11 protein-coding genes are annotated in these 14,399 nt (G+C 54.1%); 5 read left to right on the top strand and 6 right to left on the bottom strand.

The genetic code is table 11. From position 1 onward, the window contains the following. Position 1: 1 nt before the first annotated feature. The 4 genes from MWU64_RS10905 to MWU64_RS10890 all read right to left on the bottom strand — a co-directional run bounded on the left by MWU64_RS10905 (position 2) and on the right by MWU64_RS10890 (position 5,291). Entirely contained in the window at positions 2–1,030 is a 1,029-nt protein-coding gene (locus MWU64_RS10905) for a hypothetical protein (protein ID WP_247064476.1), read from the bottom strand. Between the two features lie 17 nt (positions 1,031–1,047). After that, complete coding sequence (locus tag MWU64_RS10900) at positions 1,048–1,998, bottom strand: DegV family protein (RefSeq protein ID WP_247064324.1); 951 nt, start codon at positions 1,996–1,998, stop codon at positions 1,048–1,050. A gap of 194 nt (positions 1,999–2,192) precedes the next feature. After that, positions 2,193–3,569, bottom strand: a complete 1,377-nt coding sequence (locus MWU64_RS10895; protein ID WP_247064323.1) for a solute carrier family 23 protein — start codon at positions 3,567–3,569, stop codon at positions 2,193–2,195. 93 nt (positions 3,570–3,662) lie between these two features. Continuing rightward, positions 3,663–5,291 carry an acyl-CoA synthetase gene (locus tag MWU64_RS10890; protein WP_247064322.1) on the bottom strand — a complete coding sequence of 543 codons (1,629 nt, stop codon included), beginning with the start codon at positions 5,289–5,291 and terminating at the stop codon, positions 3,663–3,665. A 146-nt stretch (positions 5,292–5,437) separates the two neighbouring features. Between MWU64_RS10890 and MWU64_RS10885 the strand changes: the two genes are divergently transcribed. From MWU64_RS10885 to MWU64_RS10865, 5 genes are all read left to right on the top strand, one after another. Next, positions 5,438–6,934 (top strand): PAS domain S-box protein, encoded by a 1,497-nt coding sequence (locus MWU64_RS10885; RefSeq protein WP_247064321.1) that lies wholly within the window; start codon positions 5,438–5,440, stop codon positions 6,932–6,934. Beyond that, complete coding sequence (locus MWU64_RS10880) at positions 6,927–7,577, top strand: response regulator (RefSeq protein WP_247064319.1); 651 nt, start codon at positions 6,927–6,929, stop codon at positions 7,575–7,577. The genes MWU64_RS10885 and MWU64_RS10880 overlap by 8 nt, the downstream gene beginning before the upstream one ends. 45 nt (positions 7,578–7,622) lie before the next feature. Next, positions 7,623–8,429, top strand: coding sequence for a PhzF family phenazine biosynthesis protein (locus MWU64_RS10875; RefSeq protein WP_247064316.1), 807 nt, complete (start codon positions 7,623–7,625; stop codon positions 8,427–8,429). A gap of 45 nt (positions 8,430–8,474) precedes the next feature. Then, positions 8,475–9,665, top strand: coding sequence for an NAD(P)/FAD-dependent oxidoreductase (locus MWU64_RS10870; protein WP_247064314.1), 1,191 nt, complete (start codon positions 8,475–8,477; stop codon positions 9,663–9,665). A 329-nt stretch (positions 9,666–9,994) separates the two neighbouring features. Further along, the gene (locus MWU64_RS10865; RefSeq protein WP_247064312.1) at positions 9,995–11,911 is read left to right on the top strand and encodes an LTA synthase family protein; all 1,917 of its coding nucleotides are present in this window, start codon (positions 9,995–9,997) and stop codon (positions 11,909–11,911) included. A 31-nt stretch (positions 11,912–11,942) separates the two neighbouring features. On the opposite strand, the gene MWU64_RS10860 is transcribed toward MWU64_RS10865, so the two are convergent. Together MWU64_RS10860 and MWU64_RS10855 are read right to left on the bottom strand one after the other, a co-directional pair. Continuing rightward, complete coding sequence (locus MWU64_RS10860) at positions 11,943–13,508, bottom strand: phospholipase D family protein (RefSeq protein WP_247064310.1); 1,566 nt, start codon at positions 13,506–13,508, stop codon at positions 11,943–11,945. A gap of 15 nt (positions 13,509–13,523) precedes the next feature. Then, complete coding sequence (locus MWU64_RS10855) at positions 13,524–14,375, bottom strand: universal stress protein (protein ID WP_247064307.1); 852 nt, start codon at positions 14,373–14,375, stop codon at positions 13,524–13,526. Positions 14,376–14,399: the final 24 nt, after the last annotated feature.

Genomic DNA, 14,399 nt, shown 5'->3' with positions numbered 1-14,399 from the left:
GCTAGTCTTTCAACAACTTCTTAGCCGCCGCAGAACGGTAGAATGCCCCTAGCCGTCTGCGCAACAAAGCTTCCAGATAGCCTTCTTTCCGCAACACATCAACCATCGGCAGAGCCAGCTCTTTGAGCTCGGTGGCAATGACCTCACGGGTAACACCTAAATCTTGCAGTAAATCCATAACCGGCACAGGGCCATACGTCTCGTAAAGGTGGTCAACCACCGCCCGGGCGCAGCCTTCGAAATACGGCGTTTGCCGGAAGTTCAGCCAAAATTCGTAGCCGAGCACCACAAATTCCTGCAGGCGCACATCGCCCAGCCCCTCGTTCAGTTCTGCGATGGTGGTTCCCTCCAGCGAAACCCAAGCGGCCATCACGCTATCCCGAAGCTCATCGTCTGTCAGGGCTTTCTGAAGAAACTGCTCACTCCGGGTGATCAGCCCCGGAAGACTGTCGGACAACCAGGCCTTGATGCGGCGCTCGAAGGTTTCATCCAGGCCCGGCACGGCTTTGTTGGCAACCTTCTTGCCGAACTTCATCATAGAACCGACACCCGGTACCGAGCGGGTCAGCAAATTGTCTTCATACAGATAGTTGACCAAGCCGTGGTACACCACATTAGAAACAAGTTCTTGGTATACCGGGTGTGCCATAATTTCTGCAATAAAAAGCTCACGCTGCTGGCGCAATTCCAAGGCTTCTTCAACAAACGCGGCCGCTTGTTCCCGCGACAGTATTTCGCCCAGAGTGGTGTCAGCTTGCACCGGCGCACTGGCCACCTTCGCCGCCATTTCGCCGGCCAGCTCAGGGATACCTGCGTCCAGTTCCATGTTCACGACAATGCGTTGAATCACACCCATCACCTGTTCCGCGCTGACCAGCTGCGACAGCGTCACGGTGCCTGCATAACCCAGCAGTTCATCCACCTCTGTTTCGAGAAACTTGGTGAGCTTGGCACCTTTTAAAGCCGACAACTCGTGCTTAACGTGCGCTTCAAGGAGCTTGTCGGCCAGATCAGTGCCCGATGTGGTCATAGAGGTGCTATCCATTCTTATTGATAATCCTGAAATTCATGAGGTTCCGACGCCAGGCTCAGGCATATGCTGCCCGGCCCTACATAGATCGAGCTGGTGATGCCCATTTGCGACAGCAGCAGCTCAACATTGTGCCGTTCACAGGTTTCACGCAGGCGGTCCAGCGCGGGCAAAGCTTCGATTTCATCCCAGTTTAACCCGCAGGACAAGCTGACATAAGGCGTCAGTAATCCAGCTTCAACACGACTGGCGGCATAGTTCATCACGCGCTCAACGGCAGTATCGAAGTTAAAGGTTTTCGCCACCGGCTTTCCTTCCACCCCTTGCCCAAAAATCACCGGTGTCAGGTTTAAAGCTTTCCCTAAAAACGCCGCGACAGCCGAGACACTTTTGTCTCCTCGGCGCCGCGCACGCTCGCGGATGTAATGAATATCCCGCGGAATAACGCAGGTGAAGATGTTATCGGAAAACGTTTCAACTTCGTATTTCAACGCATTCTTGGAAACTTTTTGCTCAATCAGCTTGAGCGTATGCGCCGCCAACAAGCCTTGCCCGGCAAAAATCTGTTTGCTGTCAATCACCCTCATGGAAAACTTGCCGGCTCGACCGGATGCCTTGCGGGCCGTTTCATAGTTCGCCATTACCGTGTGCATTGCATCACTGGCATTCTGAAAGATCAGGCTTCGGCTTCGGGTGACGGTTTCACAAATGGCGATATCGTATTCGGGGACAATCTTTTCCATGAACAGTTCGTGTATTTGCTCAACCGAAAACGCTTCTGTTTCAGCATGGTGTCCTTTTTCCAACAGACCACTCTGATAAAACCGCTGGGTAAGCGCCGGGTCGTGGGTATCTATGTAGGTTTCACCATTGATGATCGCAGTGACCGGCAGGATAAACAGGCCATGCCTGATGGCAAATTCGTGGGGTAAATCACAAGCTGAATCAACGATCAAACCTACGCGCATACTACACACCTCCAGATTCGGGCTGCCTTGATGCCGGCACACCTCTTCTTATCATTATTTTGCAGGCAGTAGTGTCACACACGCTTTAAAACATTGCAGCCGCCAGAACGGGCCAAATAAAAAAAGGGAGGCACAAAGGCCTCCCAAGGACACACAGGGGTTGATGCCGCCGCTGATAACAACGGCGACAGATATCAGTGTTCTTCGGCCACTTCTGCGCCGGGGGCCTCAGGGTCCGAGGTAAAGCCCAGAAGACGAGTACGCTCAATCAGGAAGTACAACACGGCACCGGTTGCCAGTCCCCAGCCTGCACCATACACCGCGAGTACCACACCCATGGTGCCGGCAATACCACGCTCGGTGTTGTTCTCCAGCTGCTCCAGACCCACCATCAAACAGATATAACCGGTCAGCAACAGGGTCAACGACAAGGCGATTGGCAAGACAGGCTGGAAGAAACTCACCAGCGGCAGCACGAATAGAGCGATGAAACCAGTAATCCAGAAGGTGCCTCCACCGCTGTAGATAGAGTCCATCGCGTTGCGGCCGTACTTGTAGCGCTCGGCCATGGTGGCGGTCACCGCGGTCCAGATTGGGCCAGCCAGGCCGGGATAAGGTGCGAAGAAAGCGTGGCCACCGTTACGCAGGGCCGTGACAAGGTGCGCTCGGTCGATGCTGTTGTCGATGTCTTCGTCTTTACGCAAATGGTCTACGCGACTCATCAGCGACTGCCCCACCACGATGTCACCAAAGGCGATGACGTAAGCAATCACAGCGGTCGGAATGGCGTACAGGAAGACGTTCATATCCGGGAAGCCCACAGTAAACGGCAGGTAGTTCCACAGCTGGTCAAACGCCGGCTTGGTGATGCCCCACTGCACATCCGGCACGTCGTATTCACCAGTGGCAAAACCAACCAAAATTGCCACAACCATACCCGGCACCATGCCGTAGTTGGCAATCTTGCGGGCCAGCGCACTCTTATCAACAAAGCCTTTAAACGAGACAGAGAACATCAGGTACAGGCACACCAGACCGCCCACGATCAGTGAGATAGGTGTATTGGCCAGTCGGCCACCGGCCTCAATTTCACCCATTAAAGCGGCGATGCCGGCACCAATGATGATGCCGCCTTTCATAGAGCGCGGGATCCACTCCACCAGCTTACTACCCAGGCGGGTAACACCCAGAATCAGGAAGATCAGGAACACCAGGAACTGCAGTGCAAACAAGGCTTGAATAGCCTCAGGACCCGGCTCGTAATCCGAAAGGAACAAAAGCACAACGGGAATCCCGGGTGTGATCCAACCCGGAACCAACGGAACACCCAGTAACGCAGGCAGCATGAACCCGATGCCGCAGATCACCACGTAGGCCAAGGCTACGTCGTAAGGAACACCCAGATATTTTTCCAGCAACGGAATCATGGCAAGACTGACCACAAACATGATCAAAGCCTGAACCATCTCCGCAAACTCCCACCGATAGTGGACAAACGGGAGTCGAATTTTGAAGGGGCCAGCCGGCCAGTACGGCTGCTCTTCGCCATTTTTTCTCTTTAGTAGCTGCATTACTGTACCTCCAGGCACTCTCTAACGGGTGCCAGTCAATGTTGTTTTTGTGTTGAGGTTTGGCTGCGCCGGGCGGCGCAGCCTATGGCCTGATCAATTCAGCTCTTTGGCCTGATCGCGAAGCACAAACTTCTGGATCTTGCCGGTCGAGGTTTTAGGGAGATCAGTGAAAATCACAGTTTTGGGTACCTTGAAGCGGGCCAGATGCTCCCGGCAGAAGCTGATAATGTCCTCTTCAGAAACATCCCCGGCTTCCGGCTTCAGGGTAACGAACGCACAAGGTGTCTCGCCCCACTTTTCATCGGGTCGCGCCACAACCGCAGCTTCCATCACCGCGGGGTGTCGATACAGGGTGTCTTCCACCTCGATGGTGGAAATGTTCTCGCCACCGGAGATGATGATGTCTTTCAGGCGATCCTTGATTTCCAGGTAGCCGTCTTCGTGCCATACCGCCAAGTCACCGGTATGGAACCAGCCGCCACGGAACGCTTCTTCCGTCGCAGTCGGATTTTTCAGGTAGCCTTTCATCACGGTGTTTCCGCGCAGGAAGATCTCCCCGATGGTTTTACCGTCTTTGGGTACTGGCTCCATGGTATTCGGGTCACCCACCATGGTTCCGCCCATGGTGTGATAACGCACCCCTTGGCGAGCCTTCAGCTTGGCGCGCTCGTCCAGCGGCAGTTCATCCCACTCGGATTTCCAGGCACACACCGTCACCGGGCCGTACACTTCGGTCAGGCCGTAGACGTGAGTCACTTTGATGCCAAGCTCTTCAATGGCACCGATAACCTGCGCAGGGGGCGCGGCACCGGCTGTCATAGATTTCACTTCGTGATCGATGCCCGCCTTGGCTTCAGGCGACGCATTCAGCAAGGCGTTCAGCACGATTGGCGCACCGCACATGTGGGTAACCTGATGGTCGCGAATCAGCTGAAGAATCTTTTCCGGGTCAACTCGGCGCAGGCATACATGGGTACCGGCCATAGCAGTGATCGTCCACGGGAAACACCAGCCATTGCAGTGGAACATGGGCAGCGTCCACAGATAAACCGGGTGCATCCCCATAGACCAAACCGCTTGGTTACCCAGCGCGTTCACGTAGGCACCACGATGGTGATAAACCACACCCTTCGGGTTACCCGTGGTGCCAGAGGTATAGTTCAGAGAGATCGCGTCCCATTCATCCGCAGGAAAACTCCACTGAAACTCCGGATCCCCCTCCTTCAGCAGCGCCTCGTAGTCAAGATCACTAACCTGAACACCTTCGCCGTATTCTGGGTCGTCCACGTCGATCACCAACGGCTTGTTTTTCAACCCGCTTACGGCATCCTTGATGACCTGACCGAATTCACGATCTGCAATGACGACTTTCGCTTCGCCATGTTCAAGCATAAATCCGATTGCGTCCGCATCGAGTCGCACGTTGAGGGTGTTCAAAACCGCACCGATCATCGGCATGGCAAAATGGCATTCCACCATGGCCGGAATATTCGGCAACATGACCGCAACGGTATCGCCGCGATGAATTCCGCGTCCTTTCAGGGCTGACGCTAAACGACGGCACCGATCGTAGGTTTCTGCCCAGTTCCGGCGAATAGCGCCGTGAATGATGGCGGGATAGTTCGGGTACACGCTGGCGGTGCGTTCGATGAAATCAACGGGGGATTGGACCGCGTAGTTCGCGTCCCGAGGCGCTAGGCCTTCATCAAAGATCGAAGTCATGTGTGTGGTCCTCATATTCTGGTGTTATTTTTATGCCGTCTACAGTGGAAAGGTTAGACTGGTTATTCTTTCGATTAATCAAATGGTAGATTACAGAGTTATTACTAGAAATTCTACCATCGTATTATAGGGTATATTCTATAATCATGAGTAGGTCCACTCCCAAAAAGGGCTTCGTGCAATTGCTCTCACAAGATCCGAGCCCCACTCTCATTGTAGATGCTCTGGGAAACGTGCTGTGCGCCAATCCGGCAATGCAATCGCTCCGGCCCAAAACATCGGAAGGCTACGGGGAGGTTTTACCCGTCAATACGGTGGCTCTGATCAAGTCGGCTCTGGAACAAAACCGGGCAATTGAAAAGGTGGAATCCCGAATCGGCAGCCTTATTTTGCTTTGGAGCTTCATTCCCGATGCTGACACTCAACAGGTTCTGATTCGTGGCCGGGATGCCACTACCGACATCCTCACCCAAGAACAAGCCACCCGCTCAAACCGCCTTTATCGATTGATTACAGAGAACACCACCGACCTGATTTCACGGCACGCCCCGGATGGCCGTTTTATTGATGCAACGCCTGCGTCGTGGCGCCTGCTGGGTTATTGGCCGGAAGAATTGCGCGGTCAGCGATTGGAAGATGTTTTTACCGGCCAGCCAACGGACGCCTTATTTACAGAAACCCGACAAAAACTTCGGGACGATGGCTACGCCACCATGACCCTCGATATTACCCATAAAAACGGTGCCCGCCGTTGGCTTGAAATTGCCAGCCGAGCCATTCGTGAAACCTATACCGGCGCGGTGGTGGAGGTGATCAGTGTGTCCCGGGATATCACCGCCCGAATAGAATCTGAGGAACAGAACCGTTTGCTGGCCGACGAACTGGCGCACACCGCACGGCTCGCCACCCTTGGCGAACTGGCTTCAAGCATTGCCCATGAAATGAACCAGCCACTGGCATCGATTGTGAATTTCGCCAGCGCCAGCCAACGCTTTTTGAGAAATCGTGACCAGCATCCAGCGCAACTAACAAAAGTGGATGATGGCCTTCAAAAGATTATCCACCATGCAAACCGCGCCTCTGAAGTTATCAAACGGCTGCGCGCATTTTTGCGTAAAGGCAAAAAAAGCATGGGCCCGGTGGCACTCAACACGCTTATCTCAGAAGTGACACGCCTTTGCCAATGGGAAGCAGACAAGCACAATGTGAAGATTTCCAGACAACTGGCCGATGAAGACCCGGTTGTCATCGCCGACCCCATTCTTCTGGAACAGGTGCTGATCAATCTGATTCGAAATGGCATCGAAGCCAACGTCGACGCTTGTCAAAAGTCGAAATCCATCCATACGTCGGACATTCTGGTCAAAACCTTCATCAACGATCAAAATGAAACCTTGATCGTAGTAACAGACGAAGGCCCCGGACTGGATGACGAGGGCGTTCGTCAGATGTTCCAGCCGTTTTACACCAGCAAACCGAAAGGGCTTGGCCTGGGACTCTCCATGAGCCGCTCTATTATTGAGGGCTTTGGCGGATTTTTGGATGCCCGGCCCGCCGAAACCGGCGGCTTGTCGCTGATCTGCCGCTTTCCAAACACCCATACCGCTACCACTACAAATAAATCGGAGCCTTTAGATGCCTGAACTCTCTTCATCTGCAACTAACACCGTGTTCGTCGTAGACGATGATGCAGGCATGCTGGAATCGACCCAGTGGTTACTCGAGTCGGTCGGGCTAGAGGTGAAAGCCTACAGCGATGGCCGGCAGTTTCTGGACGAGGTAAACGAGAACCGCCCCGACTGCGTGGTTCTGGACATCCGCATGCCCGGGCTAGGTGGATTGAATGTTCAGGAAGAACTGCAAAAACGAGACATCGATGTGCCGATCATCTTTGTTTCCGGTCACGCCGACGTGCCCATCGTTGTCCGAGCCTTCAAGTCTGGTGCGTTTGATTTCATCGAAAAGCCCTTCAACGAACAGTTGCTACTGGACAGCATCCAGCAAGCGATGCAAACCCCGAGCGCAGCCAAAAACCACACGGAGGTCAGTCAGGATGCGGAGGAGCTGATCAACACCCTCACCCGGCGCGAACGCGATGTTTTTCTCCCACTGGCGCAGGGCTATACCAGCCGGGAAATTGCCGAACAACTTGGTGTCAGTGTGAAAACCATCGACCTGTATCGTGCACGGGTAATGAAACGCCTTGGTGCCGACAGGCTGCCAGATGTCACCGGTATCGCAATTGCGGCCGGCTTGTTGAAGCCGGAGGATTTGCGGGCTAGCTAGCCTGTTTATGTAACAGAATCGAATTTCAACGGACTAGGACAAACCATGAAAATCCCGATCTACCAGATTGACGCCTTTACCAATACACTTTTTAGTGGCAATCCGGCTGCGGTCATGCCGCTTGAGCATTGGCTGCCCGATACGGTTTTGCAGGCTATTGCTGCAGAAAACAATCTGTCAGAAACAGCCTTCTTAGTAGCCACCCCCGAGCGGGAAGAGGCCGACTTCCACATACGGTGGTTCACGCCTACAGCGGAAGTGCCTTTGTGCGGTCATGCAACTCAAGCGGCCGCCTGTGTGGTGTTTAATAAGTCTGAATGGCCCCACGACAAAATCCGTTTCCTGTCGAAGTCAGGATTGCTGTCTGTTTCGAGGAGGCCGGACGATTCTCTGGAGCTGGACTTTCCAAACCTGGCATACGAGCCCTGCTCTACCCCGGAATTAATTAAAGCGGCCATGCCAGAAGCACCAGAGAACGCATTCTTTGTTCCTAACGACACGAATTACATGATTGTGCTGGGCTCTGAGGACGCAGTTCGCGCCGCGACTCCTGATTTGCAGCCCCTGAGCCGGCTGGGCAATCAAGGGGTGATCATAACGGCGAAGGGGGACCAGTGTGATTTCGTCAGCCGCTATTTTGCACCGGGCGTGGGCATTGACGAAGACCCGGTAACAGGCTCCATTCACAGCGTGCTTACTCCCTATTGGGCCGAGCAATCAGGTAAGCGCTCGTTGATTGCCCGCCAACTCTCGAAACGTGGTGGCAATTTACGCTGCGAACTTCGCGGCGACCGTGTGGCAATCTCCGGCCACGCCGTGTTCTTCATGGAAGGCTCCGTACACTTGCCCTGAGACTGATATACTGCCCGCCGGTTTTTCATCAGGGGCGGGCAGGCAATGGCAGCATCTTCATCACACTACGACGTTATCATCATCGGCGCAGGTGCAGCCGGTTTGATGTGTGCGGCCACCGCAGGCTATCGCGGCCGCAAGGTGCTGGTCGTAGACCACGCCAACAAGCCTGGTAAGAAGATTCTGATGTCGGGCGGCGGCCGCTGTAATTTCACCAATCTGAACAGCACGCCGGCGAACTTTCTTTCCGACAACCCGCATTATTGTATTTCGGCACTGAAGCGCTACACCCCGCAGGATTTTCTCGAACTGGTGGACCGCCATGGCGTGGAGCATGAGGAGAAAGCGCCGGGACAACTGTTCTGCAAGAGCAGCGCGAAAGACATTCTTAACGTGTTGCTGACCGAATGCGAATGGGCAGGGGCGGAAATCCGCATGAGCACATCCATCACGCAAGTTCAGTCTTCAACCACCGGCTACAATCTGAAAACCAGTTCAGGAGCGCTGAGTTGCGAATCACTCGTGGTCGCCTGTGGCGGGCTTTCAATCCCCACCATGGGTGCAACCGGATTTGGGTATGAACTGGCCAAACAGTTTGGCCTGAACGTTCTGCCCACCCGCGCAGGCTTGGTGCCCTTTACTTTGCATCCCGAGCTAAAGCAGCAACTCTCTCCGTTGTCCGGGGTAAGCTGCCCGGTAGAAGCCCATTGCAACAATCAGCATTTCAGAGAGCCGATGCTGGTCACCCACCGTGGCCTCAGCGGCCCTTCGATGCTGCAGGTATCCAGTTACTGGCACCCCGGTGATGAGGTACACATCAACCTGCTACCCAGGCAGCAGATTCAGGATGACTTGTTTTCGCTTCGCAAGAACAAGCCTCAATCCACCATCGCCCAGTACCTGAACCAACACCTGCCAAAGCGCTTCGCCCAGGCATTCAACGAGCTGCAAGGATGGAACCGACCGCTGCAGGAATACCGCAACGCAGAACTTGAACAGACAGCAAACACGTTAGAAAACTGGACAGTGAAACCCGCCGGTACAGAAGGTTACCGAACAGCCGAAGTCACGTTGGGTGGCGTGGATACCCGCCAGTTGTCATCAAAGACCATGGCAGTACTGGAGCAGCCTACTTTGTACTTTATCGGAGAGGTGGTGGACGTAACCGGGCACCTGGGCGGGCACAACTTTCAATGGGCCTGGGCGTCAGGCGTTGCCGCGGGGAAGGCCGTCTGAACCGTCGTCAAAGTTGGTGCCTACCGCAAGACACAAACAGAGCTCGAATACACCGGATTGCTCACCAACAATATCCCGCGCTACAATAATGGCGCCCTATGAAATGGCTCAGACGTACGTCCCTGTCATGCATAACGTCGCTGCTGCTCAGAGCCCGTTGTCATGCAACAGTCTGCGATTGAGCCGGTTGTTAGTATCCGTTCCTCTTAACGCGTGTTGCCATTTCTCAGATGAAATACCAGTCCCGCTTTCGCCAGCTGTCACTTTTTTTGTTCAAGTGCTTTCTGTTTTCCTTCAGCATACTGTTGGTTTCACGCTACCTGTTTTTTATGCATATACGGGATGGGTTGCCGGAAACAGGGGTTGGAGATGATATCTGGCAGGCTTTTTTTGTTGGCGGGCGATTTGACGCCAAGGTCACTGCGATTGCCTATTCGCCGCTATTGTTAAGCGGCCTTGTTGCCGCAGCGTTTCACGGCGCTTACCGGCGCTGGTTAAGATTTGCGATCGGCTACCATACCGTTGTAGCCGCCCTCTACGTAATAGGTTGCATCTGCAATTTCTACTACTACACGACCTATGGCAGTTATGTCGACCTATTTGTGTTCGGGCTATGGGAAGACGATTCCACCGCAGTGCTCATCAACATCTGGGAAGACTACCCCGTCATACGCGGCTCTCTGTTGGCTTTTGGGGTAGGTGCGCTGGCTTATTTCACCGCCCGGTGGTTCCTCCGCAGTCCGTTGGGTCGAATTAACCCGCAAGCTTACTGGCACTGGGGCGTTACCGCACTGGCGGTTGTCGCCCTGTTTTTGTCAACCTTTGTCACAGCGCGAGGCACTCTAGACAGCCATCCCCTTAAGCGTTATCACGCCAGCGTTTCCCAATACAAACCGCTCAACATGGTCACTCCGAACATATTCATGGCGCTGGAGTGGGCAGCCTCTGACTATAAAGAACAACAGCGCTTCGAGCCCGTTTCTGAGGCCGAACTGAGCGCTCAGATGGAAAAAGTACTCGGCCAGCCGACCCCGGTACACCACACTCCGGAAAACGAATACCTCCAACAGAACCCACCCCATGTGGTTGTAACAATGATGGAGGGGATGGGCATGAATATTCTGGTGGAAGACAATCCTCCCGATAACGACCTGCTGGGACAACTCCGCCCTCATTTCGAAGACGGTTTTCTTTTCAAACGCTTTTTAGCGGGCACGTCCGGGACCATCGATAGTATTGTAATGATGCTATTTCACAGTCCTGTGGCGACCATCAGCCATTCCTCGGCTCAAACGGTCGCATTGCCGAGTTCTGCGGTTCTACCTTACAAGCGGGCGGGCTACGAGGTGGCGTTTCTATATGGTGGAAATGGCATGTGGCGCAACCTGGCCAGCTACCTGCCTAGGCAGGGATTCGACCGCGTTTATGATGAAAACGACATCATCGAAGCAATTCCGGAAGCGGATGAATACTCAGGAACCTGGGGTGTGCCTGATGGTTTTATGTTCCAGTTCGCCAACAAAGTATTGGAAGAAGCGGATAAACCCACCCTGCTCTTTATTATGACCACCACCAATCATTCACCTTACGAGGTACCGGAAATCTATGAACCCGGGCCGACGGAACTCAGCGACCGGTTAGCCGCAATGGCGGAATATGAGGGTGAAGAGACCCGAGTACTTCTTGAAACTTTTCAGTACGCCTCTGATGCGCTGGGACAATTCATGACGGGCATCAAGCAGTCAGCTACGCTTCGCGACAACACCATTATTGCGGTAACCGGCGACCACCGCGTACGGAACCTGAGCACGCATGAGCCCACAGAATTTGGCCTTACCTATGCGGTCCCATTCCTGCTAGACGTACCTGAGCCGATTCTTGAAAATGCGCGCCACACGTATGATCCCATGCGCATCGGGTCCCATCGGGATATTTTCCCCACGCTGTATCATTTCAGCCTGTCGGACCAAGACTATATTACCCTCGGTGGCGAGAACCTTCTTAGCCTCGATGGAGTCAGCAACGTAGGGTTCAATTTGAAGCGCAGCATCAACGAGCACGGGGCGTTCAGCAACGACAAGTCCGGTCTGTTTTATCCGTGGCAGAAAGAGAATCCCCTATTCAACCAGCCGCAGCCGGAAGAGAAGCGGCCATTCGACCCTAGCTGGGCAGAGGAATACCATCGATTGATGGATTATTACCTTCGCTCTCAGATTCTGCCTACGACCAGCTCGGATTCGCCATAGCACGTCTGCAAGCTATGCCGAGCCAAACAGCTTACAGATACTTTTCCAGTGGCAGCCAGGACAAGAAACGGGATTTCGTACGACGCCAGAAGCCTACGTCCGGCTCGTGATCAACCTGTTGACCTGCCGACTGCCACAATAAATCGCCACTCTCATCCAGGGTCACCTGCCAACTGTTTTCCGGTGTCATGGAACGACGGATATCGTCAGAAACGGCTTTGGCCATTTCCGGACTCTGAATAATCAGCACCGTTTCACCGTTCAGGTAGATTGAACGAAGATTCACATTGAGCGAGCCTACAAACAGAGTACTTTGGTCAAATACCACGGCTTTGGAATGAAGGCTGACCGCGCCATTATCACAGGCCGCTTGATTAACAACCCACGCTTTACAGTCTTTTGCATCAGGCCGGAGTTCGTAAAGCTCGATGCCACTTTCAAGCATTTCTTCACGCCACCGGGCGTAGGCCGAATGATTGGTCACCAAATCGTTCGATGCCAGCGAGTTGGTTATCGCAAGTATCGAAAGCCCTGGTTTCACCACCTCGCGCAAATCGCTGAGCTGCTCGTCCGCCAACACAAAATACGCCGATTCCACCAAAATTTCTTTCTCGGCCTCGGTAACTAGCCCGTAAAGAGCCTGCGCAGTGAGCTTGGGCGTATCTGCGGGGGCTTCAGGGTCTTTCGGCGGTACGTCATACACCAATTTGGCCGGCGCTTGAATCAAATCAGCAAAGCGCTCCTCCAGCAAAGTGTTTGCAGCCTCACGACCTTGAGGGGGTATCGCCTTGAATGCCTGAGCCTGTGCAGTTTCGTTGATCAAACGTGACCGGGCACTGGCGGCCAGTTCCGGAGGTTGCGGCTGGTAAATCTGTTCAAGCGGGTACGACCACTGACTATTCCAGTAGGCTATAAAGTTGTCGGTCATATGACCAGCGACAGGCCCCAACGCCATCACATCTCGGTCCCGAAAGTTCAGCTCAGGATGCTCATCAAAATACTCATCTCCGATATTCCGGCCCCCGGCAATCCCTGCGTAGCCATCCGCGACAAAGGTTTTGTTGTGCATGCGGCGGTTGATGCGGTCAAAATCGAGAATCAATGATAAAAAGCGGCCAGCCCCACTGCGCGAGCGAGCCGGGTTAAAAATGCGGACGTGAATATTGGGATGACCGTTCAGTACGGCAAATAACGATTCCTTACCCGCCACGTTGATGTCGTCCAACAGCAACCGGACATTGACACCGCGCTCTGCCGCAGCCAGCAAACGGCCCGCTAGATAACGACCCGAGCTGTCATCATTCCAGATGTAGTATTGGGCATCGATTGACTGGTTGGCAGACTCGATAAGTGCGGCCCGGACCATGAACGCATCGCGGCCCGTGTTGAGGAGCAGAAACCCCGTCTCCGGAAGGTTGGCGGACAAGTGTTTTTCCGCCTGTTTCGTAAAGAAAGAGTCCGGCACAGATCCATTTGCCTTTGCCAGAACCGGATCATGCTCGACCGGTTCAAGCGCCGTGGCACACCCCGTCAACACCCCCAACAGAAGCCACAAACTCAGTGACTTGATAAACGAAGTCTGCGGCTTGCTGGGCATGTCGGATGTTCCTGATTAGCGAAGAATAACCAATGGCTTGGTCGCGGATTTCAGCATGGTGGTTGTGGTGCTGCCCACCAGGAACTGGCGAATACGAGAATGGCCATAAGCGCCCATAACCAGAAGATCAATGCCCTGCTCTTCCTGATACGCATGCAAGGTAGGTTCTACGTCGCCCTGACGAATCGCCAGCGTAATCTCCACGTCCAACCCGGACAGCATGGCCTCGGCTTTCTTGAGCTGCTCCCAGTTATCCGCTGTATCGGCACCTACCATCACCAAATGCAGCGGAATGCCGCGTAAAACCGGGCTGGCCGCCAACATTTCCACGCCTTTGAACGCGGTTTCGCTGCCATCAAACGCCAGCATGGCCGTTTTCGGCTCGGCGTACTCATCCGGCACCAACAAAATGGGCCGCTCAACGCTGCGAATTACCGTTTCCAGCTGGCTGCCAATGTGCACGTTGCTGTCTGAACTGCTCTCACCGTGCAACCCCATGACAAACAACCGGGTGTCTTTTTCCAAAGCAACGAGAGATTCCGAAAGATTGCCGTGCCGCTGACGTTTGACCACCTCGTTCGTACCCGCAGCTTTGACTCGGATCTCCGCCTCATCCAGCAGGTGATGCCCATGCTCGAGCGCCAGCTTGGAACGTTTACGATCAAGTTCCGCCAGTTCTGTCAGCAGTTGCTCTCGACTACCCAGACCGATATTGCCCGCCAAATCCGGCTCGGACGGATAACGCTCGTCATCCAGAACGTGCAACAGCATCAGCGGTGCTTCCATGTGCCGGCTTGCCCAGGCTGAGTAATCACACACAGCGTGCACAGCCCTGGAGCCGTCAATACAAGCTACTACTCTCAACATGTCTGTCTCGCCTTGATCAGAATT

Origin of the sequence: Marinobacter sp. S0848L, from assembly GCF_023016065.1 — a bacterium.
Taxonomy (GTDB): Bacteria; Pseudomonadota; Gammaproteobacteria; order Pseudomonadales; family Oleiphilaceae; genus Marinobacter.
This window is presented reverse-complemented; position numbering and strand designations above follow the sequence as displayed.

What these genes read in the sequence shown, in the direction of transcription:
- MWU64_RS10905 (WP_247064476.1), bottom strand. Translation starts at nt 1,030, where the DNA reads ATGACCACATCGGGCACTGATCTGGCCGACAAGCTCCTTGAAGCGCAC.
- MWU64_RS10900 (WP_247064324.1), bottom strand. Translation starts at nt 1,998, where the DNA reads ATGCGCGTAGGTTTGATCGTTGATTCAGCTTGTGATTTACCCCACGAA.
- MWU64_RS10895 (WP_247064323.1), bottom strand. Translation starts at nt 3,569, where the DNA reads ATGCAGCTACTAAAGAGAAAAAATGGCGAAGAGCAGCCGTACTGGCCG.
- MWU64_RS10890 (WP_247064322.1), bottom strand. Translation starts at nt 5,291, where the DNA reads ATGACTTCGATCTTTGATGAAGGCCTAGCGCCTCGGGACGCGAACTAC.
- MWU64_RS10885 (WP_247064321.1), top strand. Translation starts at nt 5,438, where the DNA reads ATGAGTAGGTCCACTCCCAAAAAGGGCTTCGTGCAATTGCTCTCACAA.
- MWU64_RS10880 (WP_247064319.1), top strand. Translation starts at nt 6,927, where the DNA reads ATGCCTGAACTCTCTTCATCTGCAACTAACACCGTGTTCGTCGTAGAC.
- MWU64_RS10875 (WP_247064316.1), top strand. Translation starts at nt 7,623, where the DNA reads ATGAAAATCCCGATCTACCAGATTGACGCCTTTACCAATACACTTTTT.
- MWU64_RS10870 (WP_247064314.1), top strand. Translation starts at nt 8,475, where the DNA reads ATGGCAGCATCTTCATCACACTACGACGTTATCATCATCGGCGCAGGT.
- MWU64_RS10865 (WP_247064312.1), top strand. Translation starts at nt 9,995, where the DNA reads ATGCATATACGGGATGGGTTGCCGGAAACAGGGGTTGGAGATGATATC.
- MWU64_RS10860 (WP_247064310.1), bottom strand. Translation starts at nt 13,508, where the DNA reads ATGCCCAGCAAGCCGCAGACTTCGTTTATCAAGTCACTGAGTTTGTGG.
- MWU64_RS10855 (WP_247064307.1), bottom strand. Translation starts at nt 14,375, where the DNA reads ATGTTGAGAGTAGTAGCTTGTATTGACGGCTCCAGGGCTGTGCACGCT.